The 24,725-nt window shown below is 71.0% G+C and carries 24 protein-coding genes and 1 pseudogene; 12 read left to right on the top strand and 13 right to left on the bottom strand.

Annotated elements, in window-relative coordinates:
- Nucleotides 1-67: 67 nt before the first annotated feature.
- From AB0F91_RS12780 to AB0F91_RS12760, 5 genes and pseudogenes are all read right to left on the bottom strand, one after another.
- A complete protein-coding gene (locus AB0F91_RS12780; RefSeq protein ID WP_360597276.1) occupies nucleotides 68-1,216 on the bottom strand; it encodes an amidohydrolase family protein in 1,149 nt (382 codons plus the stop codon).
- 2 nt (nucleotides 1,217-1,218) lie between these two features.
- Nucleotides 1,219-2,319, bottom strand: coding sequence for an MAB_1171c family putative transporter (locus AB0F91_RS12775; RefSeq protein ID WP_360597274.1), 1,101 nt, complete (start codon nucleotides 2,317-2,319; stop codon nucleotides 1,219-1,221).
- Nucleotides 2,316-2,832, bottom strand: a pseudogene (locus tag AB0F91_RS12770) (hypothetical protein). The gene AB0F91_RS12775 and the pseudogene AB0F91_RS12770 overlap by 4 nt, the downstream one beginning before the upstream one ends.
- Nucleotides 2,829-3,233, bottom strand: a complete 405-nt coding sequence (locus tag AB0F91_RS12765) for a helix-turn-helix transcriptional regulator (protein ID WP_360597272.1) — start codon at nucleotides 3,231-3,233, stop codon at nucleotides 2,829-2,831. Before AB0F91_RS12765 ends, AB0F91_RS12770 begins: the two are co-directional and overlap by 4 nt.
- Before the next feature lie 315 nt (nucleotides 3,234-3,548).
- Nucleotides 3,549-4,001 carry an NAD(P)H-dependent oxidoreductase gene (locus AB0F91_RS12760; RefSeq protein WP_360597271.1) on the bottom strand — a complete coding sequence of 151 codons (453 nt, stop codon included), beginning with the start codon at nucleotides 3,999-4,001 and terminating at the stop codon, nucleotides 3,549-3,551.
- 85 nt (nucleotides 4,002-4,086) lie between these two features.
- On the opposite strand from AB0F91_RS12760, the gene AB0F91_RS12755 reads away from it, so the two are divergent.
- Nucleotides 4,087-4,410, top strand: a complete 324-nt coding sequence (locus tag AB0F91_RS12755; protein WP_360597270.1) for a hypothetical protein — start codon at nucleotides 4,087-4,089, stop codon at nucleotides 4,408-4,410.
- Here the strand turns inward: AB0F91_RS12755 and AB0F91_RS12750 are convergent.
- Together AB0F91_RS12750 and AB0F91_RS12745 are read right to left on the bottom strand one after the other, a co-directional pair.
- Nucleotides 4,370-6,001 (bottom strand): phospho-sugar mutase, encoded by a 1,632-nt coding sequence (locus AB0F91_RS12750; protein ID WP_360597268.1) that lies wholly within the window; start codon nucleotides 5,999-6,001, stop codon nucleotides 4,370-4,372. The two genes, AB0F91_RS12755 and AB0F91_RS12750, sit on opposite strands and share 41 nt — an antisense overlap.
- A gap of 4 nt (nucleotides 6,002-6,005) precedes the next feature.
- On the bottom strand, nucleotides 6,006-6,173 hold the full coding sequence (locus AB0F91_RS12745; RefSeq protein WP_360597266.1) for a hypothetical protein: 168 nt from the start codon (nucleotides 6,171-6,173) through the stop codon (nucleotides 6,006-6,008).
- 636 nt (nucleotides 6,174-6,809) lie between these two features.
- On the opposite strand from AB0F91_RS12745, the gene AB0F91_RS12740 reads away from it, so the two are divergent.
- Nucleotides 6,810-7,961 carry a glycosyltransferase gene (locus tag AB0F91_RS12740; RefSeq protein ID WP_360597265.1) on the top strand — a complete coding sequence of 384 codons (1,152 nt, stop codon included), beginning with the start codon at nucleotides 6,810-6,812 and terminating at the stop codon, nucleotides 7,959-7,961.
- Between the two features lie 43 nt (nucleotides 7,962-8,004).
- Here AB0F91_RS12740 and AB0F91_RS12735 read toward each other — a convergent pair whose 3' ends face one another.
- The 3 genes from AB0F91_RS12735 to AB0F91_RS12725 are packed head-to-tail and all read right to left on the bottom strand — an operon-like array spanning nucleotide 8,005 to nucleotide 10,200.
- Nucleotides 8,005-8,790 carry a purine-nucleoside phosphorylase gene (locus AB0F91_RS12735; protein WP_360597263.1) on the bottom strand — a complete coding sequence of 262 codons (786 nt, stop codon included), beginning with the start codon at nucleotides 8,788-8,790 and terminating at the stop codon, nucleotides 8,005-8,007.
- On the bottom strand, nucleotides 8,787-9,212 hold the full coding sequence (locus AB0F91_RS12730) for an ABA4-like family protein (protein WP_360597262.1): 426 nt from the start codon (nucleotides 9,210-9,212) through the stop codon (nucleotides 8,787-8,789). Before AB0F91_RS12730 ends, AB0F91_RS12735 begins: the two co-directional genes overlap by 4 nt.
- 37 nt (nucleotides 9,213-9,249) lie before the next feature.
- A complete protein-coding gene (locus AB0F91_RS12725; RefSeq protein ID WP_360597260.1) occupies nucleotides 9,250-10,200 on the bottom strand; it encodes a hypothetical protein in 951 nt (316 codons plus the stop codon).
- Nucleotides 10,201-10,346: 146 nt separating this feature from the next.
- Between AB0F91_RS12725 and AB0F91_RS12720 the strand changes: the two genes are divergently transcribed.
- Nucleotides 10,347-10,973 carry a MerR family transcriptional regulator gene (locus tag AB0F91_RS12720; RefSeq protein WP_360597809.1) on the top strand — a complete coding sequence of 209 codons (627 nt, stop codon included), beginning with the start codon at nucleotides 10,347-10,349 and terminating at the stop codon, nucleotides 10,971-10,973.
- A gap of 4 nt (nucleotides 10,974-10,977) precedes the next feature.
- On the opposite strand, the gene AB0F91_RS12715 is transcribed toward AB0F91_RS12720, so the two are convergent.
- Nucleotides 10,978-12,684 carry a serine/threonine-protein kinase gene (locus AB0F91_RS12715; RefSeq protein WP_360597807.1) on the bottom strand — a complete coding sequence of 569 codons (1,707 nt, stop codon included), beginning with the start codon at nucleotides 12,682-12,684 and terminating at the stop codon, nucleotides 10,978-10,980.
- Nucleotides 12,685-12,923: 239 nt separating this feature from the next.
- Between AB0F91_RS12715 and AB0F91_RS12710 the strand changes: the two genes are divergently transcribed.
- From AB0F91_RS12710 to AB0F91_RS12690, 5 genes are all read left to right on the top strand, one after another.
- Nucleotides 12,924-14,789 carry a methylmalonyl-CoA mutase subunit beta gene (locus AB0F91_RS12710; protein ID WP_360597258.1) on the top strand — a complete coding sequence of 622 codons (1,866 nt, stop codon included), beginning with the start codon at nucleotides 12,924-12,926 and terminating at the stop codon, nucleotides 14,787-14,789.
- Nucleotides 14,786-16,954 carry a methylmalonyl-CoA mutase gene (scpA, locus tag AB0F91_RS12705; RefSeq protein WP_360597257.1) on the top strand — a complete coding sequence of 723 codons (2,169 nt, stop codon included), beginning with the start codon at nucleotides 14,786-14,788 and terminating at the stop codon, nucleotides 16,952-16,954. The genes AB0F91_RS12710 and scpA overlap by 4 nt, the downstream gene beginning before the upstream one ends.
- Nucleotides 16,955-16,957: 3 nt before the next feature.
- Nucleotides 16,958-17,953 carry a methylmalonyl Co-A mutase-associated GTPase MeaB gene (gene meaB, locus AB0F91_RS12700; protein ID WP_360597255.1) on the top strand — a complete coding sequence of 332 codons (996 nt, stop codon included), beginning with the start codon at nucleotides 16,958-16,960 and terminating at the stop codon, nucleotides 17,951-17,953.
- 575 nt (nucleotides 17,954-18,528) lie between these two features.
- Entirely contained in the window at nucleotides 18,529-18,837 is a 309-nt protein-coding gene (locus AB0F91_RS12695; protein WP_360597254.1) for an LPXTG cell wall anchor domain-containing protein, read from the top strand.
- A gap of 194 nt (nucleotides 18,838-19,031) precedes the next feature.
- Complete coding sequence (locus tag AB0F91_RS12690; protein ID WP_360597253.1) at nucleotides 19,032-20,333, top strand: amidohydrolase; 1,302 nt, start codon at nucleotides 19,032-19,034, stop codon at nucleotides 20,331-20,333.
- A gap of 396 nt (nucleotides 20,334-20,729) precedes the next feature.
- On the opposite strand, the gene AB0F91_RS12685 is transcribed toward AB0F91_RS12690, so the two are convergent.
- Nucleotides 20,730-21,182, bottom strand: a complete 453-nt coding sequence (locus tag AB0F91_RS12685; RefSeq protein ID WP_360597252.1) for a gamma-glutamylcyclotransferase — start codon at nucleotides 21,180-21,182, stop codon at nucleotides 20,730-20,732.
- Between the two features lie 130 nt (nucleotides 21,183-21,312).
- Between AB0F91_RS12685 and AB0F91_RS12680 the strand changes: the two genes are divergently transcribed.
- Nucleotides 21,313-22,716, top strand: coding sequence for an NAD(P)H-quinone dehydrogenase (locus AB0F91_RS12680; RefSeq protein WP_360597250.1), 1,404 nt, complete (start codon nucleotides 21,313-21,315; stop codon nucleotides 22,714-22,716).
- A gap of 107 nt (nucleotides 22,717-22,823) precedes the next feature.
- Complete coding sequence (locus tag AB0F91_RS12675) at nucleotides 22,824-23,285, top strand: hypothetical protein (RefSeq protein ID WP_360597806.1); 462 nt, start codon at nucleotides 22,824-22,826, stop codon at nucleotides 23,283-23,285.
- A 210-nt stretch (nucleotides 23,286-23,495) separates the two neighbouring features.
- Here the strand turns inward: AB0F91_RS12675 and AB0F91_RS12670 are convergent, their stop codons facing one another.
- A complete protein-coding gene (locus AB0F91_RS12670; protein WP_360597249.1) occupies nucleotides 23,496-23,660 on the bottom strand; it encodes a hypothetical protein in 165 nt (54 codons plus the stop codon).
- 147 nt (nucleotides 23,661-23,807) lie between these two features.
- Here AB0F91_RS12670 and AB0F91_RS12665 point away from each other — a divergent pair, with 147 nt between their 5' ends.
- Nucleotides 23,808-24,008: a hypothetical protein gene (locus tag AB0F91_RS12665; RefSeq protein ID WP_360597248.1), complete on the top strand. Its 201-nt coding sequence runs from the start codon at nucleotides 23,808-23,810 to the stop codon at nucleotides 24,006-24,008.
- A 99-nt stretch (nucleotides 24,009-24,107) separates the two neighbouring features.
- On the top strand, nucleotides 24,108-24,710 hold the full coding sequence (locus tag AB0F91_RS12660; protein ID WP_360597246.1) for a class F sortase: 603 nt from the start codon (nucleotides 24,108-24,110) through the stop codon (nucleotides 24,708-24,710).
- Nucleotides 24,711-24,725: the final 15 nt, after the last annotated feature.

Genomic DNA, 24,725 nt, shown 5'->3' with positions numbered 1-24,725 from the left:
CGTGATCAAGGTCAAGACCGTCCCTGCTCAGCAACTCAGTACTTCAGTAAGTGAGTAGTTCAGTAGTTCAGGAAGCCGCGACGCCCCGCGCCATGACCAGCAGCGGCTTGCCCAGCGCCGACAGCTCGGCCAGCGGGTCACCGTCGACCACCAGCAGGTCGGCCGCCAGTCCGGGCTCCAGTCGCCCCGTGACCGAGCCCAGCCCGAGGCCCGCCGCGCTGTCCTCGGTGGCGATCTCGAGGATCCGCCGCCGCGAGAAGCCGAGCCATTCGTACAGCTCGAGCGCACCCACGGGGTCGTCGAACGCGGAGCCCGGCAGGCCCGCGTCGGTGCCCGAGATCAGCCGCACGCCGTGTTCCTCGAGCCACGGCAGCCGCCCGTAGACGCGCCGCGCGAGCACCTCGCCCATGCGCTCGACCATCATCCGCCAGTTGCGGCTACTCGTGGAGCACGCCGCGACGCCGCCCTTGGCCATGCGGCGCGCGACCTCCGGACGCAGATCGGTCTGCTGCGGGCCGGTCATGAAGGTGCAGTGCTCGATCGTCGAGACGCCGGCCTCGACGCAGTCGGCGATCGCGTCGGCGCCATGCGCGTGCGCGGCGACCGGCAGGCCGCGGCGCGCTGCCTGCGAGACGACCACGCCGAGCTGGCGCGCGTCGAACTGCGACTCCCACATCTGGGCGCCGCCCGGCGTGATCTGGCCGCCGCCCGCCATCACCTTGATCACGTCGGCGCCCGCCGCCGCATTGGCGTCGATCCGCGCGCGGATCTCGGCGTCGGAGGAGACTACGCCGCCGAAGAAGTGGCAGTGTCCATCCGGGACGGTCAGCGGCGGCCCGGCCGCGAGCACCCGCGGTCCGCCGGCCGGCTTCACCACGGTGCGGCCGCCGAGGTCGCGCACGGTCGTGACGCCGCCGCGCAGCAGCTGCCCGACCCGTTCCTCCGCACCGGCCGAGACATCGGCGTCGTTGCCGGCCAGGAAGTTCGGCAGCATGTCGCGCGTGGCGTCGAAACACAGGTGCACGTGGGAGTTGAACAGCCCCGCCAGCACGGTTGCGTCCGGGAAGTCGCGCACCACGGGGTCGACCGCCGCCGCGGCCACGTCGTCCGGCCGGCCGACCGCGACGATCTCGCCGTCGCGCACCAGCACGGCGCCGCCGTCGATCCGGGTCGAGGGCCGGGGCAGCACCCGGGCGGCCGTGATCAGGGTGTCCACGTTCAGCTTTCCTTTCCCGCGAGCGTTGCCGACAGCGACAGCAGCGGCCGCACGTCCGATTCCAGGTCCGCGCCCGCCGGCCGGCAGCACGAGCTTGGCCCGCCGTCGCTCGCCTCACCCGACGCCTGCCGAGCCAGCGCGCCCCGCAGTGCTGCGGCCGCGGCGGACGGATCGTCGGCCGCGAGCGAGGCCAGATTCGTCTCGAGGTACGGGCTCAGCTGCACCAGGCCGTCGCGGATCTCGATCACGCGCCGGTAGTAGCGGCGGTGCACGGCGAACCGGTCGCGCCGGCCGTTGCCCGGCGTCCGCAGCACGATGCTCGGGTACGCGGCCACCAGCCGCGTCCACAGTGGAGGAAGCCGGTGGTGGTCGGCCCGGTGCCGGCGCCGCCGGACCACGGCTGCGACCCGCGCCCGCACGCCGGGGTAGGTGATGCCCGCGAGGAACAGCACGCTGCCCAGGACCACCAGCGGCACGCTGAGCCACAGCAACGCCGGCAAGGTCACGTCGAACACCCACGCCACCACCAGGTACAGCGCCCGGACCACGCTGCCGGTGGCCGCCGCGACGAGGCTCGCCGCACCGATGCGCAAGCCCGTGCGCAGGTGCGGGTCGGCCACACGCTGGTAGCGCGCGATCCACACCGCGTACGCCGTGATCGCGTAGATCAGGTACGCCCCGCCGCCGAAGTAGAACCACGCGATCCCGGGCTCGTGCACCGTGTCCGGCCCCAGCGCGGCGCCCCGCAGCGGCACCGGCGTGGTCGCCGGCGCGAACGTCATCACGGCGATCGCGACGGTCGGCGGCACGAGCTCCAGCGCGACGCGGCGCACCTGGTGTGGGCCGAGTGCGCAGCCGAGGAAGAAGATCAGCAGTGCGCAGACACCGCAGGCGAGCAGTACGTTGTTCGCCAGCCGCGCGCCTCCCGGCGCGGTCAGGCCGTCGAACCACGTGGTGACTTCTCGTTGCTGCACGAGGAACGCCAGCGCGAACGCGGCGATGGTGACCGTGACGGCCCAGTTCGGCAGCCGCGGCGAGCGCACCAACTGGTAGACGTGCCAGGCGAGCGCGGCGGTGAAGAGGGCGAAGAACGCGACGGTCACAGCCAGCCCTGGTGGTCGCCCAACGTGCCGTGGATGCGCCGCAGGTCGTGGTCGGCCGCGGCGTGCGGGATCGTGTAGTTCAGCACCGAGGCCCGCTCGAGGATGATCGTGGCCACCGTCTCGGCCTCCCACTCGTGGGCCTCGTCGTCGGAGGTGCGCCGCAACGTGCGGCGTCGCCGTCGAGGCTTTCCACGGCCGGGCCGCGCAAGAAGTCGGCCGGTTCCGCGTCGCAGCCGGGTTCGTGGTCGGCGAGCAGGTGGCCGAGCTCGTGCAGGATGATGTGGTCCTGGTGGGCTTTCGTGGTTTCCTGCTGGAAGAAGATGTAGTCGGCCGCGGCGGTCGCGATCCGGCAGCCGAACGGGCCGGGCACCTCGAGCGGGTAGGCCATGAGCCGGATCGGGCGGCCGCGACGCTCGCCGAGGCGTTCGCAGAGCTGCCGACGTCGAGTGGCGGGCTGATGTCGAGGTCCTTCAGCAGCTGCCGGCAGCGTTTGCGGAGTTCGCGTTCCTTCACCGTCCGCTGTGGCCTTCCCGTTCGGCACGCTCGTAGCGCTCGACGAGGTCGAGCAGGTCCATGACCTGACGGCGGCCCTGCGGCGAGAGCTCCTGCGCGCGCATGGCCATCAGCTTGGCCTCGACGGCCGGCGCGTCACCGGAGGCGCGCTCGTCCTCGTCGTCGAAGAAGTACGTCACCGGCACCCCGAACAGCTTCGCCAGCGCCTCGACGTAGTGGATCTTCGGGTTGATCCGCTTGCCCGTGGCCAGCTGCTGCAGGTAGGCCGGCGACATCGCGGGCCCGCCCGCGCGCTCGATCGCCGCCGACATCTCCCGGTAGCTGTGCGGTGCGCGGCCGTCCGCGCGGGACGAGTCGATGAGCGTGCTGAGCTTCTCCGCGAAGGTGCGTTGCCGTGGCATCACCGCCCCCTTCTCCGTTGTCCGGATAGTAGCGTCGTGTCCACTGTACGCATTTGTTGACACCACCTGTATGCAGTGGTTTACAGCGGCCGCGTCCCGCTTCGGACACGTCCGCACTATGGGGGTGCTCGTAACCCGGAGCGGGGTCTTGCCCTGCGTCTGGCTCGCCGTGATCAGCCATTTGTAGTACGCTTGGTCGGTCAAGGTTGATCGCCTCGTAGCGAACCCTTGATCTGGCCTGTCGCCGGAGGTCGACCCCCAGGGCTTCCGGTGACAGGCCCCTTGCTTTTCCGCGGTCTGCCGGTGAGTGGCCGCTCAGCCCATGAGTGTCGAGGCCACCGTCGCGCCCAGCTCCTGCAACGCTTCCAGTGCCGCCTTGTCGGGTTCTCCCGTGAGCAGCACGGGGTCCGCGACCTGCGTCCAGCCCAGCCCGGTCGTGATCGACGCGAGCTGGCGCGCGGTACCGGCGGTGTCGTTGTTCCCGTGCACATACGCGCCGAACGGACGGCCCCGCGTCGAGTCGAGGCACGGGTAGTAGACGGTGTCGAAGAAGTGTTTGAGAGCACCGCTCATGCTGCCGAGGTTCGCGGGCGTGCCGAGCAGGTAACCGTCGGCGGCCAGCACGTCGGCGGCGGTCGCGCTGAGCGCCGGGCGGCGGACGACGTCGACGCCTTCGATGTCCGGGTGCTTCGCGCCGGCGAGCACGGCCTCGAACATCGCCTGCATCGACGGCGACGGGGTGTGGTGCACGAATAACAGCGTGGCCATGAGCGCAGCCTGCCACTTGTGCCCGTGCTCACGCGCGGGCAGGCTGGGTCCGGTGATGGGGGAGAGACTGCGGCCCCGTCTTGCCGTGGCCGCACTCGTACTGCTCGGCTTGGCCGGGCTCGTCAGCACGCTCTCACTGGTCTTCGCCGCGTTCGCCGACGCGATTTTCGCGCCCCGCGACTGGATCACCGAGGTGGAGCGGCTGTGGCCGTGGATGGTGCCCGCGGTGGTCGGCCTGCTCATCGCCATCGTCTTGCGGCGGCGGGAGTACATCGCGGCGTTCGTGGTGCTGCTGCTGGTCGACGTCGTCGGCCTGCTCGGACCGAGCCTGCTCAGCCGCGACGTCGAACCCGGGATCCCCGTTTCGATCAGCTCAGCAGCGTGTTCACGTCCTCCCGCACCGCGCTGAGCCGCGCCGACGCGGTTTCGCGCGCCGTCGCGAGGTCTCCGGTCACCGGCGTGACCACCTGCAGGTAGGCCTTCAGTTTCGGCTCGGTGCCCGACGGTCGGATCACCACGCGCAGCCCGTCGCCGCGCAGCCGCAGCACGTCGGCGTCGGGCAGGAGGTCTTCCTGCGTGACAGGTGTGCTGCCGAGTGTCACCGGCGGCTCGGCGCGCAGGCCTGCCATCAGCCTGCCGCGCACGGCAAGGTCGGTGACACGCAAGGAAACCTGGTCCGTCAGGTGCACGCCGTGGCGGGTGGCGATTTCGTCGAGCACGTCGAGCGGCGTCCGGCCCGCGGCCTTGAGCGTCGCGGCGAACCCGGCGGCGAACACGGACGCGGCGATGCCGTCCTTGTCCCGCACGAAACCCGGGTTCACGCAGAGGCCGAGCGCCTCCTCGTAGGCGAAGATCAGGCCTTCACCCGCGCGCACCAGCCACTTGAAGCCCGTGAGCGTCTCGGCGTAGCGCGCGCCGGCGGCCTTCGCCAGCTCGCCGAGCAGGGAGGACGATACGATGGTGGTGGCCACGAGCGGGTCGGGGTTGTCCGTTGTGGACAGCAGGTGCGAGCCGAGCAGTACGCCCGTTTCGTCGCCGCGCAGCATGCGCCACTCACTGTCGCGGCCGCGCACGCCGAGGGCGCAGCGGTCGGCGTCCGGGTCGAGCGCCACGGCGAGGTCGGCGTCCACTTCGGACGCGAGCGCCAGCAGCAGGTCGGTGGCGCCGGGCTCCTCCGGGTTGGGGAACGAGACGGTGGGGAAGTCGGCGTCGGGCCGCGACTGCTCGGCGACGAAGTGCACGTCGGTGAACCCGGCCTGCATGAGCGCCGTTTCCAGCGTCGCGGCGCCGACGCCGTGCAGCGCGGTGGCGGCGATCCGCAGTTCGCGCTCCGGGCTTTGGGGCAGCTTCGCGACGTCGGCGAGGTACGCGGCGCGCGGGTCGACGACCTCGGCGCCGGGCGCGCGCGGCACGTCGACCGCGGCGGGTGCGGCCTGGATCGCGTGCTCGATCTCGCCGTCGGACGGCGGCACGATCTGGCCGCCGGTGCTGTCGTAGAGCTTGTACCCGTTGTCCGCGGGCGGGTTGTGCGACGCGGTGATCTGGATTCCGGCGATCGCGTCGTAGTGCTTCACCGAGTACGCGAGCAGCGGCGTCGGCAGCGGCTGCGGCATCGTCTTCACGGCGAAGCCCGCCGCGGTGAGGACCTCGGCGGCCGCCTGCGCGAACGCTTCCGACCCGTGCCGCGCGTCGCGCCCGACCACCACCACGCCACCCGCGAGGCCCTTGTCGGTGAGCCACTGCGCCACGCCCGCGGTGGTCCGCGTGACGACGGCGACGTTCATCCCGTTCGGCCCCGCCCGCACCGGCCCGCGCAACCCGGCCGTGCCGAACTCGAGCGGTCCCGCCATCCGGTCGGCGACGTCGTCGGCCGCGGTGGCGTCGCCGGCGAGGGCGCGGTCGAGCGCTTGCTGCAGTTCTTCGCGCGTCGACGGGTCGGGGTCTTCGGCGATCCACCGGTGGGCGGCGTCGCGCAGCTCGGGGGTAATCGTGTTCTGCACCGGATCAGCCTACGGGTTTCGGACGCGGCGCTCCGGCCACGACGAGGGTGAGCCGGGTGTCGGCGCGGTCCACGTCGTCCTCGGTGGCCGGGGAGGTCGTGTTGACGAGCACGAGCAGGTCGTCGATCCCGGCGGCTTCGTTCGCCGCGCCCGCCTGCTGCGCGCGGGCCACGGGCGGTGACCGGCATCCAGGATCTTCGCGTGGTAATTGCGGCCCTTCTTGGCACCGAGCAGCAGGAGGCGAGAGCTTGGTCTCGGCCGGGTTTGTCGCGGGGATGGTCGGCCGGCCGGTCGACCGCCCGGCGCGGCGGCTGAGATGCTGGTTCCGTTGCAGCATGGGGAAACGTCGCGTTTTCCGGCGATGCGATCACGGCTTTCGGGCCCGTGGCTGGACCGCGAGCTGCCGGGCGGCACCACGACGTGGCCGGCCGGGCCGAGGACGTCGGGGAGCACGTCGTTCCGTCGATCACGAAGGCGTCGGCGCGATCGCCGCGGCTGGGCGCCGGGCCGCCGGTGTGCGGCACGATCGACGAAACCGGCGTGCGGGCGCGGATTCGGCGGAGTTCGCCAGGGCGGCGCGGTCGCCGGAATTCGTCGCGGCGGTCGAGCGCGAAGACGTGGCCGGGGGATGCGGTCGAGGTGGCGGGCGACGAGGAAGCCGTGGACACGCAGTCGGAAGGGCTGCGCGACACCGGTGTGACTGAATTCTTCTTTTCGCCCAAGGATCCGTCGCGGAGCAACGAAGAACTGTCGAGGTTCTGCCGGAAACCGCCTCGCGGTTGCGGGAGAAGTCGTTACCCTCGGGAAAGTGCGACTGATCTTCACCTCCCTCGCGTCCTACGGCCACCTCTACCCGCTGCTCCCGCTCGCCGTCGCCGCCCGGAATGCCGGGCACGACGTCGTGTTCGCGACGGCAGCCGACTTCCACCCGACGGTGGAGAAGGCCGGGCTGGAGCCGGTCGATGTCGGGCTCACGATCCAGGACGCCTTCATGGCGCAGTACGACGGCGACTTGCGCAAGCGCAACGAGGTGCCGCCGGCCGAGCTCGAGGCGACCATCGCCCGGGTGTTCAGCCGGGTGCTGCCCGACCGTTTCATCGCGGACCTCGACGCGATGTTCACGAAGCAGCGGCCCGACCTGCTGGTCTACGAAATCGGCAATCCCGGCGGCGCGTTCGCCGCGATGAAGGCCGGAATTCCCGCGATGGGCCACGGCTTCGGCCGGGTCGCGACGGGCGGGATCGCGGACGGGATCCGCAAGTCGGTCGAGGACCACGCCATCGAACTCGGCATCGCCGGGGAGGAGCGGTTCTCCTGGGGTAACCCGTTCGTGGACATCTGCCCGCCGTCGGTGCAGTCGCCGGAGTTCTTGGCGGGCGCGCGGCGGCTGCCGCTGCGGCCGGTCGGCTGGAGCGAGCCGGGGGACCTGCCTGCGGGGGTCGCGGCCCGCGACCGCGACCGTCCGCTGGTTTACCTAACGCTGGGCACCACGCCGATGAGCCAGGCGCACATCCTCGCCTCGGCGATCTCCGCGCTGGCGGAGCTGGAGGCCGACGTGCTCGTGGCCACCGGGCCGTCGGTCGAGGTGTCGTCGCTCGGTGCGGTGCCCGCGAACGTCCGGCTGGAGGCGTGGGTGCCGCAATCGGAGCTCATGCCGCACGTGGACCTCGTGGTGCACCACGGCGGCAGTGGCACGACGCTGGGCGCGTTCACCGCGGGGGTACCGCAGCTCGTGCTGCCACAGGGGGCGGACCAGTTCAGCAACGCCGAGGCCGTGACCGCGGCGGGTGTGGGTGACCAGCTGGTGGGCGACGCGGTGACGACCGAAGCCGTGCGCGAGAAGGCCCAGCGGCTGCTGACGGACTCGGCCGTGGCCGATGCCGTGCGGGCGCTGGCGGCGGAGGTGGCGGCGATGCCGTCGCCGGACGAGGTTGCCGCGCAGCTGCCCGACTACGTCTGACGATGAGTGCCCGGCGCCTCGCGTTCGAGGTGCCCGGCACCCGTCACGCGCGGGCGATGAGTTCCTTGAGCAGCGAACCCATGCGGGTGGCCGCCTGGCGGCCGGCTTCGAGGACCTCTTCGTGGTTGAGCGGCTCGCCCGTCATGCCGGCGGCGAGGTTGGTGACGAGCGACAGCCCGAACACCTCGACCCCGGCGGCGCGGGCCGCGATGGCCTCCAGGACCGTCGACATGCCGACGAGGTCCGCGCCCATCGTCCGCAGCATGCGGATCTCGGCGGGCGTCTCGAAATGGGGGCCGGTCAGGCCCGCGTAGACGCCTTCCTCCAGTGAACTGTCGATCTCCTTCGCGAGGCCGCGCAGGCGGGGGGAGTAGAGGTCGGTGAGGTCGACGAACTTGGCGCCGACGATCGGCGAGCGGGCCGTGAGGTTGAGGTGGTCGGAGATCAGCACCGGCTGCCCGACGCTGAAGCCCTCGCGCAGGCCGCCGGCCGCGTTGGTGAGCAGCACGGTGCGCGCGCCGGCCGCCGCGGCGGCGCGCACGTTGTGCACCACCGGGTCGATGCCCTTGCCCTCGTAGAAGTGCGTGCGGCCCAGCAGCACGAGTGCGCGCTTGTCGCCGATCTTCAGCGACCGGAGGGTCCCGCCGTGCCCCACGGCGCCGGGAGTGGTGAAACCGGGCAGCTCGCCGAACGGGATCTCCGCATCGGCCGTCCCGATCACGTTCGCGGCCGGGCGCCAGCCCGAGCCGAGCACCACGGCGATGTCGTGCTTGTCGACGCCGGTCCGCTCGGCGATGGCGGCCGCGGCCGCTTCCTCGTGGTTGGTCATGGCGCCGAGCGTATCCGGGCACTGCGCAGCGCCAGGAACACCACCAGCCCGAACGGCGACAGGAAGATCGTCAGCACCAGGACCGGGCTGACCTGCCACCACGGGATCCCCCGCGCATGCGCCTCGAAGAACATCCACCGCCCGAGGAACAAGTCGAACGCGATCAGCTGCGCCCACAGCAACGCCGCCCCCGCCGACGACCCCGCAAACGCTTGCAGCGGGGCCAGGTCCGGCCGGCTCACCGCCTGCCACAGCTCTCCGAAGTGCGGGATCGCGATGGCGAAGTAGCACGCCAACGGCAGCAAGGGTACCCACGGCGACGCCATGATCCGCCGCGTCCACCGCCAGGTGGGAGCGAAGATCATCAGGGCCCAGAAGGGTGTCGCGAGCGGGAAGGTCCAGGTGAACAACTGCTGAGTCATCGCGCCGGCTCCCGGCGGGGTGGGTGGGTGAGCGCGGTCATCGCACGAGCTCCCGGGTCGGGCGGTACACCGAGGCGAAGACGCCCAGTGCCACCGCGGCGAGCAGGGTCCCGGCGGCCGCAAGGACCGGGGCGGTGGGGTGGATCAGCGACTCACCGCGCAGCGCCTGCCAGGTCACGAGGGCGACGAGGCCCGCGTAGCCGAAGGTCGCGACCCACACCAGGCGGACGCGGACCGCGCTGTCGCGAAGGCGCGGCAGCCGCGTCGCGAGCAGGCCCAACCCCAGGGCCACCAACGGCAGCAGCTGCAGCGCGTGCATGCCCGTGAAGTGCGGGATCCGCAGGTCGCCGCCGGTGGTGCTCCAGCCGAGGACGGGCAAGCCGGGGCCGCCGTCGGGGACACCGACGCTGTGGGCGCCCACGAGGGCCGACACGCCGGTCGTGTTCAACGCCTGCAGCTGGGCGGCCGTCGGCCCCGTCATGAGGGCACCGAGGCCGATGCCGATGAGTGAGATGACCGCGCCAGTGCGGACGGCCCAGTGGATGGCGCGGTCTTCGAGGCGCGTGAACATCAGGAGCACGGTGAGCACCAGCGTCGCGATCCAGATGGCGGCGACCATGCCGCCCATGAGCTGGAACAGCGTGTTGTCCAGGGGCGTCGCGTTGTTGAAGTGGCTGGGCCGGCCGCGCACCGCCTGGAAGACCATCACCACGTACTCGGCAGCGAACAGCACGATCACCACGTTCGTGGCGACGTGGGCGGTCCGGCGGAAGCGGGGCAGCAGCGACACCAGCCAGCCCCACGTGAAGAAGTACAGCGCACCCGAAATGGCGAACTTCAGCAGCTTCGCCCACACGGGCGCGCCGAGCACGGTGCGCGGGTCCACCACCATCGCGACGACGCAGGCCAGCGCGGTGACGACGAGTCCCGCCGCGAAGAGTGTCGACGGCCGGTGCCAGGCGTTCGTTCGGCTCGTAAGCAAGGTCATGATGCCCTCCCAGAATGGATAGTCACAGTATCCATTATGGGAAGCTAGACTATCCAAGCTGAGAAGTCCTCAGGGATGTCCCTGAAATGACCCGGCCCTGAAAGCACCGGGTCCTGAAACACCAAGGAGTTGATGCGGCCGTGCGGATGGCCGAGCTGAGCGCCGAGTCCGGCATGCCGGTCGCGACGATCAAGTACTACCTGCGCGAAGGCCTGCTCCACCCGGGCGAGCGCACCAGCCCCAACCAGGCGCGCTACGGCGACGAGCACGTGCAGCGACTCAAGCTCATCCGCGCGTTGCTCGACGTCGGCGGCCTGTCGGTGGCCACCGTCGGCGGCGTGCTCGCGGCGATCGACGCGGGCGAGCCCACCAACGAGGTCCTCGGCGTCACCCAGCGCGCCCTCGTCGGCGGCGCGAGCGACGTCGGCGAAGAGGCCCGCGCGTGGGCGCTGGACCTGCTGGAAAAGCTGACCGCCGCCCACGGCTGGAAGTTCGCTCCCGAGCATCCCGCGGCGCCCGGGCTGATTACCACGCTGTGCACGATCCGCGCGCTCGGTCACCCCGCGCTGATCGAGCGCATCGAGGACTACGCCACGCTCGCCGACCGCATCGCCGAGGTCGACCTCGACACGCTCGCCGCGCATCCGTCGCTGGACCGGATCGTGGAAGCGGCCGTGGTCGGCACGGTGCTGGGCGACCGGCTGTTCGCGGGTCTGCGCCGCCTCGCGCAGGCGGCCGAGTCGGGCCGGCGGTACCCGGACGGGCTGGGCTGAACCCCTACTGCTGGCCCGGGAACGACAGCGTCGGCTCGATCTTGTCCCACGTGGTGACGCCGTCGGGCTCGATTTCCGACGGCACGGTGAGCGAGACGGCCCACAGCGCCTCACCCGAAGTCTTGAGCAACGCGAACGTCGTGCGGGTGATCGAGGAGTCGGCGCCGCTCTGCCCGGGTCCGCCGCGCTCCGCGGTGCGGTAGACCATCTCGGTTCCGGCGGCCGTCGTGGCTTCCTTCACGATGAACGCGCCGTCGTCGGTCCCGGCCCGCAGGCTCGCCTTGTAGTCCGAAACGTCGTGCTTTTTGAAGAAGTTCGGGAAGCGCTCGATGCGCAGCGACTCGCGCCCGTCCGGCGAGACGTACTGCACGACCGTGGACGAGCCGACGATGCTCGCGGTCCGCGCGGCGATGAAGCGCTGCCAGCCATCCGGCACCGAGACGACGTACTGGGTCTCGCGCGAGACGTTCGCCGTCTCGCTCGCGTTGCCGTGCTGCTCCACCAGCTTCACGTCCTGCGGCGGCGCCGTCGTACCCGGTGCACCGGCGGAGGTCGCGCTGCCGGCCGGCGGGATCAGCGACTGCCCGCTGATCAGCCGCGCCAGCGCGAACCCGCCGGCACCGGCGATGAGGAACAGCACCACCGCCGCCACGGCCAGCAACGCCGACGCCCGCGGACTGCGTCGCGGCGAGGCGGCCGCAACCGGCGCCGCGACAGCAGGAGTCGGAGCCGCGCCCTGCCGCAGGAACGGCAGCGGACCCGGGTCCGCTGCCAGCGCGCCACTGGCCTCCGCCTTCTTGTCGGTCGGCGCCACCGTCTCGAGCACCTGCGTGTCGGTCGCGTCGAGCTGCGCCGAAGTCTTCTTGCCGTCCGGTGTGCGGAACAGCTCCGGTCCGAACAGGTCCAGCGCCGTCTTGCCCTGCAACGGGTACAGCCGGTGGCGCACCTCGCGCAGCGAGATCCGCTTCTCCGGCTCCTTTTTCATCAATGCGGCGATCACGTCGGCCAGCGGACCCGGCTTCGGCTTGGGCACCGAGCCATTCACGACCTTGCCGACTGTCTCCAGTGGATCGCCGTCCGCGTCGTACGGCGGGGCGCCCTCCACCGCGGCGAACAGCGTCGCCCCCAGCCCCCACAGGTCGGCCGCCGGCGTGACCGCGCCGCCGGACGCGACCTCCGGCGCGATGTAGGCAGGTGAGCCGAGCATGATGCCGGTGCGCGTCATCGTGGCTTCGGAAACGTTGCGCGCGATCCCGAAGTCGGTGAGCTTGATCCGCCCGTCGCCGGCCACGAGCACGTTGCCCGGCTTCACGTCGCGGTGCGTGATGCCGGCGTCGTGCGCCGCTTCGAGCGCGGCGGCGACGGCGATGCCGACGGCGGCCGCCTGCTCCACGCTCAACGGCCCGTGGTCGCGCAGGATGTGCGCGAGGCTGCGCGAGGGCAGCAGCTCCATGACCACGAACGGTTCGTTGTTGTCGCGCGCGACGTCGTGAAGGATGATCACGTTCGGGTGGGACAGCACCGCGATCGCGCGCGCCTCGCGCAGCGTCCGCTCACGCAACTCGTCCGCTTGTGACGCCGGCACGCCCGGCGGCAGCTTCATCTCCTTGACGGCCACCGGCCGGTGGAGGAACTCGTCGTAGGCCGACCACACCGTGCCCATCGACCCCGAGCCGAGCACGGATCGCAGCCGGTAGCGCCCGGCGACCACACGGGACTGCTGCTCGGCTGCGTTCGACTGTGCAGCGCTCGACTGTGCAGCGCTCGACTCTTTCGAGTTCGGCTCTTCCTTCGAGGAGGACACCCCCTGATTGTGTCGTAAGGCACCGACACTCTTCGACCCAGTGTGCAAGACCTGCCCGCCCGTGTTCGGCGGATACCCCTGCACACTCTGGCGGGGCGACTAGAGTCACAGGTGTCGGCACTGGCGTGCCTCTACCATCACTGGGTATGACGAACGTGGCTGGGCCGGAGTCGGTGCCGATCTCCGAACCCGAGCTCGCGCTGGCGGCCGAGTTTCCGGCCGCTGACCGGGCCCGGTGGCAGGAACTCGTGGCGGGAGTGCTGCGCAAGAGCGGCCGCCTGCCGGAGGACTTCGCGGGGGCGCCGGAGAGCAAACTCGTCACCCACACGTACGACGGTATCGACATCCAGCCGCTGTACACGCGCGAAGACGCCCTCGGCGAGCCCGGCTACCCGGGTCTGCCGCCGTTCATCCGCGGCGCGCGGCCGGAAGGCGTGATCGGCACCGGGTGGGACGTGCGCGCGCGCCACCTGCGGGCCGACGCCAAGGCGACCAACGCCGCGATCCTCGCCGACCTCGAAGGCGGCGCCACGTCCGTGTGGCTGCGCGTCGGTGGCGAAGCGCTCCCGCTCGACGCGCTGGCCGACGCGCTCAACGAGGTCTACCTGGACCTCGCGCCGGTGGTCCTCGACGCGGGCGCGGAGTACGCCGCCGCGGCCGAAGCGCTGCTGGACGTATTGGCCGAGCGCGAGATTCCGCCCAGTGAGGCCGTCGCGGTGCTCGGTGCGGACCCGATCGGCGTAGGCGCGCGCTCCGGTGAAGCGCTGCCCGTCGCCCCGGCCGCCGAGCTGGCCGCGCGCGTCGCCGCGAAGTACCCGAAGGTGCGCACGCTCGTGGCCGACGGCCTGCCGTTCCACGAGGCCGGCGGTTCGGACGCGCAGGAGTTGGCTGCGACGATCGCCGTCGGCGTCGCGTACCTGCGGGCGCTGACCGAAGCCGGTCTGGACGTCTCCGCCGCGGCCGCGCAGCTGGAGTTCCGCCTGGCCGCCACGGCCGACCAGTTCCTCACCATCGCCAAGTTCCGCGCCGCCCGCCGGCTGTGGGACCGCGTGCTCGAAGTTTCCGGAGCGCCCGCCGGCGCACGTGGTATGCACCAACACGCCGTGACCTCGCCCGCGATGATGACTCAGCGCGACCCGTGGGTGAACATGCTGCGCACCACTGTCGCGTGCTTCGCCGCGGGCGTCGGCGGTGCGGACGCCGTGACCGTGCTCCCGTTCGACTCCGCGATCGGCCTGCCCGACGCGTTCTCCGCGCGCATCGCCCGCAACACCAACGCGGTGCTGCTGGAGGAGTCGAAGCTGGGCAGCGTGATCGACCCGGCCGGCGGCTCCTGGTACGTCGAGCAGCTCACCGACGAGCTGGCGAACGCCGCGTGGGCCGAGTTCACCGCGATCGAGGGCGCGGGCGGCGTCGAGGCCGAGCTGGCGTCGGGCGCGTTGGCCGCGCGACTGGCCGCGACGTGGGACAAGCGCGCGAAGCGCCTGGCTACGCGCCGAGACCCGATCACGGGCGTGAGCGAATTCCCCAACCTGGCCGAGAAACCCGTGACCAGGGCGGCCGTGAGTTCCACTGTGGATGGTGGTCTGCCGAGACACCGCTACGCCGAAGCGTTCGAGCGGCTGCGCGACGCTTCGGACAAGTACTTGGCCGAGCACGGCGAGCGGCCGAAGGTCTTCCTCGCCACCATCGGTCCCGTCGCCGCGCACACCACCCGCGCCGGGTTCGCCGCGAACCTGTTCCAGGCCGGCGGCCTCGAGGCCGTGAACCCGGGCGCGACCGACGACCTGCCCGCTGCCTTTCACGAGAGCGGCGCGCGCATCGCGTGCCTCTGCGGCACCGACGCCGCGTACGAAGAGCAAGCGGCCAACGTCGCCGCGTCGCTCGGCGCCGAGACGGTGCTGCTCGCCGGCAAGGCGAGCTACCCCGGAGTGAGCGGCAACGTCTTCGCCGGCTGCGACGCGCTCGAAGTCCTGACCGGCATTCACGCTCGACTGGGAGTGACGGCATGACCATTCCGAATTTCGCCGACGTTCCGCTCGGCAACCCCGAGCCGGTAGATCGCGCCGCGTGGGCGCAGGCCGTGCAGGAGGCCACCGGTAAGGGCCCCGACGCGCTGGCCTGGGAGACGCCCGAGGGCATCGGCGTGAAGCCCGTGTACACGGCCGACGATCTGTCCGATGTGGACTTCCTGGGTACGTACCCGGGCATCGCGCCGTTCCTGCGCGGGCCCTACCCCACGATGTACGTGAACCAGCCGTGGACGATCCGCCAGTACGCCGGGTTCTCCACCGCGCAGGAGTCCAACGCCTTCTACCGCCGCAACCTCGCGGCCGGGCAGAAGGGCCTGTCAGTCGCGTTCGACCTGGCCACCCACCGCGGCTACGACTCCGACCACCCGCGGGTGTCCGGCGATGTCGGCATGGCGGGCGTGGCGATCGACTCGATCTACGACATGCGCCAGCTCTTCGACGGCATCCCGCTCGACAAGATGAGCGTGTCGATGACGATGAACGGCGCCGTGCTGCCGGTGCTCGCGCTCTACGTGGTCGCGGCGGAGGAGCAGGGGGTGAAGCCGGAGCAGCTCGCGGGGACGATCCAGAACGACATCCTCAAGGAGTTCATGGTCCGCAACACCTACATCTACCCGCCGCAGCCCTCGATGCGGATCATCTCCGACATCTTCGCGTTCACCTCGCAGAACATGCCGAAGTACAACTCGATCTCGATCTCCGGCTACCACATGCAGGAGGCGGGGGCGACCGCCGACCTGGAGCTGGCGTACACGCTGGCCGACGGCGTCGAGTACCTCCGCGCCGGCGTCGACGCGGGGCTGGACGTGGACAAGTTCGCACCGCGGCTGTCGTTCTTCTGGGCGATCGGCATGAACTTCTTCATGGAGGTCGCGAAGCTGCGTGCGGCGCGGCTGTTGTGGGCGAAGCTGGTGAAGCAGTTCGATCCCAAGAGCGAGAAGTCGCTTTCGCTGCGCACGCACTCGCAGACGTCGGGTTGGTCGCTGACCGCGCAGGACGTGTACAACAACGTCGCGCGCACCTGCGTCGAGGCGATGGCCGCGACCCAGGGCCACACGCAGTCGCTGCACACCAACGCGCTCGACGAGGCGCTCGCACTGCCCACCGACTTCTCCGCGCGCATCGCGCGCAACACGCAGCTGCTGCTTCAGCAGGAGTCGGGCACCACGCGCGTGATCGACCCGTGGGGCGGCAGTGCGTTCGTCGAGAAGCTGACCTACGACCTCGCGCGCAAGGCGTGGGGCCACATCACGGAGGTCGAGAGCGCGGGCGGCATGGCGCGCGCGATCGACGAGGGCATCCCGAAGCTGCGCATCGAGGAGGCTGCCGCGCGCACGCAGGCGCGCATCGACTCCGGCCGCCAGCCCGTGATCGGCGTGAACAAGTACCAGGTCACCGACGACGAGCAGATCGACGTGCTCAAGGTCGACAACGCCGGGGTGCGCACGCAGCAGCTGGAGAAGCTGCGGCGGTTGCGCGCCGAGCGTGACTCGCAGGCCACCGAGGACGCGTTGCGGCGGCTGACCGAGGGAGCGGGCAACGGCGGGAACCTGCTCGCGCTGGCCATCGACGCGGCGCGGGCCAAGGCCACCGTCGGTGAGATCTCCGACGCGCTGGAGAAGATCTGGGGCCGCCACTCGGGGCAGATCCGCACGATCTCCGGCGTGTACCGGGAAGAGGTGGGGAAGTCGGACAACGTGGAGAAGGCGCGCTCGCTGGTCGAGAAGTTCGCCGAGGACGAGGGGCGCCGGCCGCGCATCCTGATCGCGAAGATGGGCCAGGACGGCCACGACCGCGGCCAGAAGGTGATCGCCACCGGCTTCGCCGACCTGGGCTTCGACGTCGACGTCGGCCCGCTCTTCTCCACGCCCGGTGAGGTGGCGCGGCAGGCGTCGGAGGCCGACGTGCACGTGATCGGCGTGTCTTCGCTCGCCGCCGGGCACCTGTCGCTCGTGCCGGCGCTGCGCCACGAGCTGGCCGAGCTGGGGCGGTCGGACATCATGGTCGTCGTGGGTGGCGTCATCCCGCCGCAGGACTACGACGAGCTGCGCGCCGCCGGTGCCGCCGCCATCTTCGGGCCGGGCACGGTCATCGCCGACGCGGCGATCGGCCTGCTGGAGCAGCTCGCGCACCAGGAGTCCTGAGCCTTGCCGCGCAGGATCGACGTCGCCGCCTACGCGAAGGGCGTGCTCGCGGGCGACCGCGGCACCCTGTCCAAGGCGATCACGCTGGTCGAGTCGCACCGGGCGGACCACCGGGCGCAGGCGCAGGAGCTGCTCGTGGAGCTGCTGCCGCACGCCGGGGGCGCCCAGCGGGTCGGCATCACGGGCGTGCCCGGTGTCGGCAAGTCGACGTTCATCGACCAGCTGGGCACGGACCTCACCGCGGCCGGCCACCGCGTCGCCGTGCTCGCCGTGGACCCGTCCTCCACCCGCACGGGCGGCTCGATCCTCGGCGACAAGACACGCATGTCGCGGCTCGCCGTGGACCCCCGGGCCTTCATCCGGCCGTCGCCGACGTCGGGGACTCTGGGCGGCGTCGCGCGGGCCACCCGCGAGACGATCGTGCTGATGGAGGCGGCCGGCTTCGACGTGGTGCTGGTGGAGACCGTCGGCGTCGGGCAGTCCGAGGTCGCCGTGGCCAACATGGTCGACTCCTTCCTGTTCCTGACGTTGGCCCGCACGGGCGACCAGCTCCAGGGCATCAAGAAGGGCGTGCTGGAACTGGCCGACGTCATCGCCGTGAACAAGGCCGACGGCCCGCACGCCCGCGACGCCGCCCGCGCCGCGCGCGAGCTCTCGGGCGCATTGCGGATGATCTACGGCAAGGACGCGCCGTGGACGCCGCCCGTGCTGACCTGCAGCGCACTGGAGGGCTCCGGCCTGGACGAGATCTGGGCGACCATCGGCCGCCACCGCTCGCTGATGCAGGAGTCGGGTGAGCTTTCCGACCGCCGCCGCCAACAGCAGGTCGACTGGACGTGGTCCATGGTCCGCGAGCAGCTGCTGGACCGGCTGACCTCGCACCCTTCGGTGCGCGCGCAGGTTGCGGACGTCGAACGGGCGGTCCGCGAGGGTGAGCTGACGGCGACACTGGCGGCGGAGCGGATCTTGACGGCGTTCGCGGAGCCGTTGGACGGCTGAGCCGCGTGCCTCTCCGGACAACCGCCGCGTGGCGTTGCCGGCCGCCCGACCGCCATCCCGCGGGCGGCATGCGGCGCACAGGCGTATGAACGAATGCGGAGCCAGGACCGCTAGCCGCGTGAATGAACGCGGAGCCGCGGTCGCTAACGCGTGGACAAATGCGGAGCCGCGACCGCCAACCCCGTGGACGAACGCGGAGCCACCACCGCTAACCGCGTGAACGAACGCGGAGCCGCGACCGCCAACCCCGTGGACGAACGCGGAGCCACCGCCGCCAACCCCGTGAACGACTGCCGAGCCACCGCCAACAACCCCGTTCGAGCCGGTGAAGCGACGAAACGCCCACCGGACCCACCCTCAGTGGGCCACCGGTCCCGTTCGGCTGACGAACGGTCCCCCAAAGTGACTTTGGTCTGACCTCATGACCGCTCCACGCTCCGTGACGACCGGTCACCGTGTGGAGATGCGGTCGGCGGGCGGTGGTGCGGGTTGAGTGGAGAGGCTCCACCGCGTGGCGGCTGACGTCGCGGCCGTTCGGCAGGCAGAATGCGACGCAGTGCCGTAGAAGGGATGTCATGGCGAAGGTGCGGGGACTGCTGCTGGTCGGCCTGCTGGGCGCGTTGTGCTACTGCGCGGCTCCGGCGCAGGCGGCCGTCGTCGATGCGCCGGCTCAGGTTCAGGTCCAGGCGCAGAGCGCGGCACGTGCGGAAGGACTGCTCCCGGCCCCGCAGCAGGCGGCACCGGGTCCGGTGCTGGACCCGACGCAGACCGACAAGGCCAACGCGCAGAAGACGCGGAACAAGCTGATCGCGGGCGGTATCGCCATCGTGCTGCTCGCCATCGTGTTCTTCGGGCGCCGGAAGCGTAAGAAGGGCAACGGCTGAAGCGGCCCGGTTCACCCTGACCGAATTCCGTCGGGCCGTTCAACGCAGATCCGGTACCGGCCGTCTCGGGTCCCCCGTCGCGGCGCGCGGCTTGCCACCTGCATGGTGCACGATCATCTGCAAATGCGTACGACAGATCGAACGGCACGGTGCGGGTCCCCAGGCACCACCCGTGTTGCGGGAGGAGGTGCGGCGTGACTGTGCTTGATTCACGTCCGGACGTTCCAGGTGATTCCGAGGGTCGAATGGCCAACCCGATCGAGGCGCCCACCGCGCTGATCACCGAAGCCGGCGTCAGCATGGCACCTGTGGAGGATCTCGGTGCGGGCCGCGGCCCGTTCTGGCTGGACGGCTGGCTGCGGGCCAACGTCACCGACGTGCTCGCGTGGCGCCGGCACATCCACGCCCACCCGGAGCTGTCGCGGCACGAGTTCGCGACGACCGAGCTGGTCGTGTCGCTGCTGCGCGCCGTCGGCCTCAAGCCGTGGGTGCTGCCCGGCGGCACCGGCGTGGTGTGCGACATCGGCCAGGGCGAGCGCTGTGTCGCTCTCCGTGCCGACATGGACGCGCTGCCGCTCACGGAGGACACGGGTCTGCCGTACGCCTCCACCACGGAGGGCGCGGCCCACATGTGCGGGCACGACGCCCACACGGCCATCCTGCTGGGCGCGGCCCGCGCGCTGGCCGGCGCTCCCGAGCTGCCCGGCCGCGTGCGCCTGGTCTTCCAGGCCGCCGAGGAGGTCATGCCCGGCGGCGCGCTGGACATGATCGCGGCGGGCGCGCTCGAAGGCGTCGAGCGGATCTTCGGCCTGCACTGCGACCCGCGGCTCGAGGTCGGCAAGATCGGTACCCGCGTGGGCGCGCTGACCTCGGCCGCCGATCTGATCGAGCTGCGCCTCACCTCGCCGGGCGGCCACACGTCGCGGCCGCACCTCACCGCGGACCTCGTGTACGCGCTGGGCACGGTCATCACGTCGCTGCCGTCGGTGCTTTCCCGTCGCGTCGACCCGCGCTCGGGCACGGTGCTCGTGTGGGGCGCGGTGCACGCCGGCCAGGCCGCCAACGCGGTCCCGCAGGACGGCGTGCTGCGCGGCACCCTGCGCACGGCCGACCACGAGGTGTGGACGGCACTCGAACCGCTCGTCGCGTCGTCCGTGGAGTCGCTGCTCGCGCCGACCGGCGTGGGCTTCTCGCTCGACTACCGCCGTGGAGTGCCCCCGGTCGTCTCAGACGCGGAGTCCACTGCCCTGCTGCGCGCCGGTGTCGAAGCCGCTCTCGGCGAGCAAGGCCTCGCCGGCACGGAGCAGTCCTCCGGTGGCGAGGACTTCGGGTGGTACCTCGAGCACGTCCAGGGCGCGTTCGCCCGCCTCGGCGTGTGGTCCGGCCCGCCGGCCCCTCAGGCCGACATCCACCGCCCCACCTTCACCCTCGACGAGCGGGCGCTGATGGTCGGTGTCCGCACGCTGGTGCACACCGCGCTGGCCGCTCTGGCCTGAGTTGTCCACAACCTCACCCGCTTAAGTTATCCACAGCCAAGCCGAGCTGTGGATAACTCAAGCGGGTGGTTTTTGCGTCTGAGCAAAGCCCTGTGGACACCTATTTCACCCGGTCTCGTGAACCCTCATCGAGCCGCCGGGCTGCCTATTCACAGCGGGTGATCAACAGTCGCCGAGTCAGGTCCGGGGAAGTGCTTGAAACGACCGTTTTTACTTACGTTCCAACGGATCTAAGCCGCCTATAAGCACGTTTGACAAATCGCCCGACGGCCGCAAAACAAAACGTCGCAAGCAGAAAACGTGCAGCGGTGTCAGAGCTTAACCGGCTGAGGGTGAACACCGTTCATGATGCCCAGGTCGGCGCGTAAATCGGCCGAGTTGTCCACAGGGCTGTGGTCAGCCGGTGATCCCGGAGCACGGCCGGGTGCGCAGGTCATCCACATAGTCGGCGGGCGCTCCGGCGGCTTCGGCCGCGTCGGCGAGCACGCCGAGGTAGCGGGCGGACGGCAGGCCGCCCTCGTACGCGTCGAGCACGTAGAGCCAGGCGAGCACCGAGCCGTCCATGGTCTGGACCCGCAGGCGGATCTTGTTGTGCATGCCGAGCTCGCCGCCTTCCCAGCGGTCGAGCCCGGCCTCGTCGAGCGGGGTCACGTCGTAGAGCACCACGAAGACCCGGGAGTCCGGGTCCTCGACGATGGTGGCCAGCGCGCCTTCCCAGCCGAGGTCTTCGCCCCCGAAGGTCAGCCGCCAGCCCTCCAGCCAGCCGGTGCCGGCCATCGGTGCGTGCGGGGCGCGCTCCAGCATCTGGGCGGGCTCCATGTTCGATCCGTAAGCGGCATACAACGGCACGGGCGACAGCCTAGCGACCCGCTCCACGCCCAAGCGGATGCACATGCCGTGTCCGGCCACTTCGCTGGTCGCGAAGCCCTCCGCGTAACGTTGTGACCACCGGCCGCACGCGTATCGAGGAGGACCTCAGGTGACCAGGATCGTGATCATGGGCGGGGGCCCGGCGGGTTACGAAGCCGCCTTGGTCGCTGCGCAGCACGGCGCCGACGTGACGATCGTCGAGCGTGACGGCCTGGGCGGCGCTTGTGTTCTCTACGACTGCGTTCCGTCGAAGACGTTCATCGCCTCGTCCGGCGCGCTGGCGAAGATGCACGACCTCGGTGAGCTGGGCATCAACACCGACCTCGCCGACACGAGCGTCGACCTGCCGACTGTCCACGGTCGGGTGAAGGGACTCGCGCTCGCGCAGTCGGCCGACATCCGCGCCCGCGTGCAGCGCGAGGGTGTGCGCGTGGTCAACGGCACCGCCCGCTTCTGCGACGACGAGCCGGGCCTGGCGACACACAAGGTCGCCGTGACCCACGCCGACGGCACCACGGAGGCCCTGCAGGCCGACGTCGTCCTCATCTCCACCGGCGCCACCCCGCGCGTGCTGCCTGGCGCGGTGCCCGACGGCGAGCGCATCCTCGACTGGCGCCAGCTCTACGACCTCACCGAGTTGCCCGAGCACCTCGCCGTGATCGGCTCGGGTGTCACGGGCGCCGAGTTCGCCTCCGCGTACACCGAGATGGGCGTGAAGGTCACCGTGGTGTCCAGCCGCGACCGCGTGCTGCCCCACGAGGACGCCGACGCCGCCGCGGTCCTCGAAGAGGTCTTCTCCCAGCGCGGCACCACCGTCGCGAAGCACGCGCGCGCCGAGCGCGTGGAGCGCACCGAGAAGGGCGTGGAGGTGCACCTCGCCGACGGGCGCGTGATCGAGGCCAGCCACGCCCTGATGACCGTCGGGTCCGTCCCGAACACCTCCGACATCGGTCTCGACCGCGTGGGCATCGAGCCCGGCCCTGGCGGGTTCATCACGGTCGATCGCGTGTCGCGCACCACCGTCCCCGGCATCTACGCGGCGGGTGACTGCACCGGCGTGCTGATGCTCGCGTCCGTGGCGAGCATGCAGGGCCGCATCGCGATGTGGCACGCGCTGGGCGAGGGCGTGGCGCCGATCAAGCTGAAGACCGTGGCCGCCAACGTGTTCACGCACCCGGAGATCGCGACCGTCGGCATCAGCCAGCACGCCATCGACTCCGGCGAGGTGCCCGCGCGCACGATCATGCTGCCGCTGGCCACCAACGCGCGCGCCAAGATGGAAGGTCTGCGCCGCGGTTTCGTGAAGCTCTTCTGCCGCCCCGCCACCGGTGTGGTGGTCGGCGGTGTGGTCGTGGCGCCGTCGGCGAGTGAGCTGATCCTGCCGATCGCGCTGGCCGTGCAGAACCAGCTCACGGTGGACCACCTGGCGCTGACGTTCTCGGTGTACCCGTCGCTGTCGGGCTCGATCACCGAGGCCGGGCGCCAGCTGATGCGCCACGACGACCTCGACTGACCCGACCGATCTGGTTCGAACGGATTTCCGTTCCCGCGCAACCCCACGTGGCTCGCCGCGTCTTGTGCGGTGACAGGCTGATGACTGAGCGGGACAAGGGGCCGAGGGTGCGCAAGAGGGCGGTTTTCGTTGCGGCGGTGGCGATCGGGACGGTCGCCGTGGCCGGCCAAGCGGTGGCGGCGACCGGAGGGCCCGCGGCGGCGCCCGCGCCGGCCGTGACCGTGCAGCTGAACCAGGACACGGCGGCCTTGCACGGGCTGGTGAACCACTTCCAGCGCGGCGAGTCCAACGTCGCTCTCGCCGACTGCCCCGGCGCCAAGGCCGGCTCGACCACGTTCAGCTCGCCCGTGCTGAAGTTCGCGAACTACGACTTCGGCCCCTTCCTCGGCGTACACGCCACGGTCTCCGCCGACGCCGACCTCGTGTCCGGCACCGCCGCCGGCGATTACCCGCTCACGGTGGCGTGCGGCGGAAAGAACTACACCGCCACGTTCACCGTGCCGGCCGCCCAGGTGACGACGGTTCCGGCAGGCGCCGCCAAGGCGGGCGACGGAAGCCTCGCCAAATAGTGCACCAGTTTCACAAAACGCCGCCGGGAACCATTTCTGGCGGCTTTTTCGTGTGCGCTTGCCTGGCTTCCCGGCGTGCCCCATTGTTACCCTGACTGACAACTCGGTGCAGGTCAGAGACGTCTTCATGGTGTCGGAGGAGCACCGGCCGCGCGGCAGGGAGAACTGTGCGCGCGTGGTTGCGGAATACGCTGTGCTCCGTTGCGGAAATCAGCTGAGGGGAACTTCGATGAAGCGCATTGCCGTTTTTTCGCCGATTCTCACGATCGGCCTGTTCACGGCGGCGCCCGCCTTCGCGGCCGAGTCCGCCACGCCGGCCACGCCGGAGCAGCCGCCGTCGAGCACCTCGACGCCGGTCCCGCCCACGTCGGACAAGCCCACGCCGGACAAGCCACGCCGACGGGCGACCACCGCCGGCCCAAGCTGTCGCTGACGGTCCTACCGCGTGCGGCCAAAGCCGGTGACTCGGTCACGGCGCGGGTGGTGTGCCCGCCGAAGACGAGCACGAAGCTGTCTTCACCGGTGATCACGTTCGGGGAGTCTGACCACGCCGACGACGCCGAAGCAGGTCACCAAGGTGCCGGTGGGGCGCCGCAGACCGGTGGCACCGACGGTCCCGTCGACGACTCGTCCTCCGGGCGCGCGGTGGCCGCGGGTGCGATGGGCGTGCTCGCCGTCGGCGGCGCGGGGATGGTGCTGGCGCGGCGGCGCTCGCGCGGCTGACGGAACCCGGTCGCCGGAGGGAGTCGTGGCCCCTCCGGCGACCGCGCTCGGTCACCTGGTTGGGTGCTCAGTGCGCCCTCGGCACCCGAAGGGGGAGACATGCTCAGAAAGACGCTTGCCGCGGTGGCTCTGGCGGCACTGGCCGCGCTCGGTGGCTGTGCCGCTCCGTCCGCATCGGCGCCGCCACCGCCGGTGGGGCATTCCGTGACCGCGCCGGCGCCCGAGACGGCCGTGGTGCTGCCGAAGTCCAGACCGGTGTCGCTGGACATCCCGAAGATCGACGCGCACTCCACGCTCGTCCCGCTCGGGCTCAACGCCGACAACACCGTGCAGGTACCGCCGGTGAGCACACCGTTGCAAGCCGGCTGGTACGAGTACTCGCCGACGCCGGGGGAGCGTGGGCCGGCGGTGGTGCTCGGGCACGTGGACGGCAACAAGCACGAGGGGATCTTCTTCCACCTCAAGGAAATGGCGCCCGGGGACCAGGTGTCGATCAAGCGGGAAGACGGCAGCACGGCGCGGTTCGAAGTGACCAAGGTGGACCAGGTGCCGAAGGACGTGTTCCCGAGCGACGCGGTGTACGGCGACACTCCCGACGCGCAGCTGCGGCTCATCACGTGCGGCGGCGCGTTCGACCGCGCGGCGCACAACTACGAGGACAACGTGATCGTCTACGCGCGGTTCGTCGCCGACGGTCACTGATCGCTGCTCGTTCGT

This window comes from Amycolatopsis sp. NPDC023774 (genome assembly GCF_040639695.1).
Taxonomy (GTDB): Bacteria; Actinomycetota; Actinomycetes; order Mycobacteriales; family Pseudonocardiaceae; genus Amycolatopsis.
The sequence above is the reverse complement of the archived record's forward strand: the minus strand, read 5'-3'. Positions and strand labels throughout refer to the sequence as shown.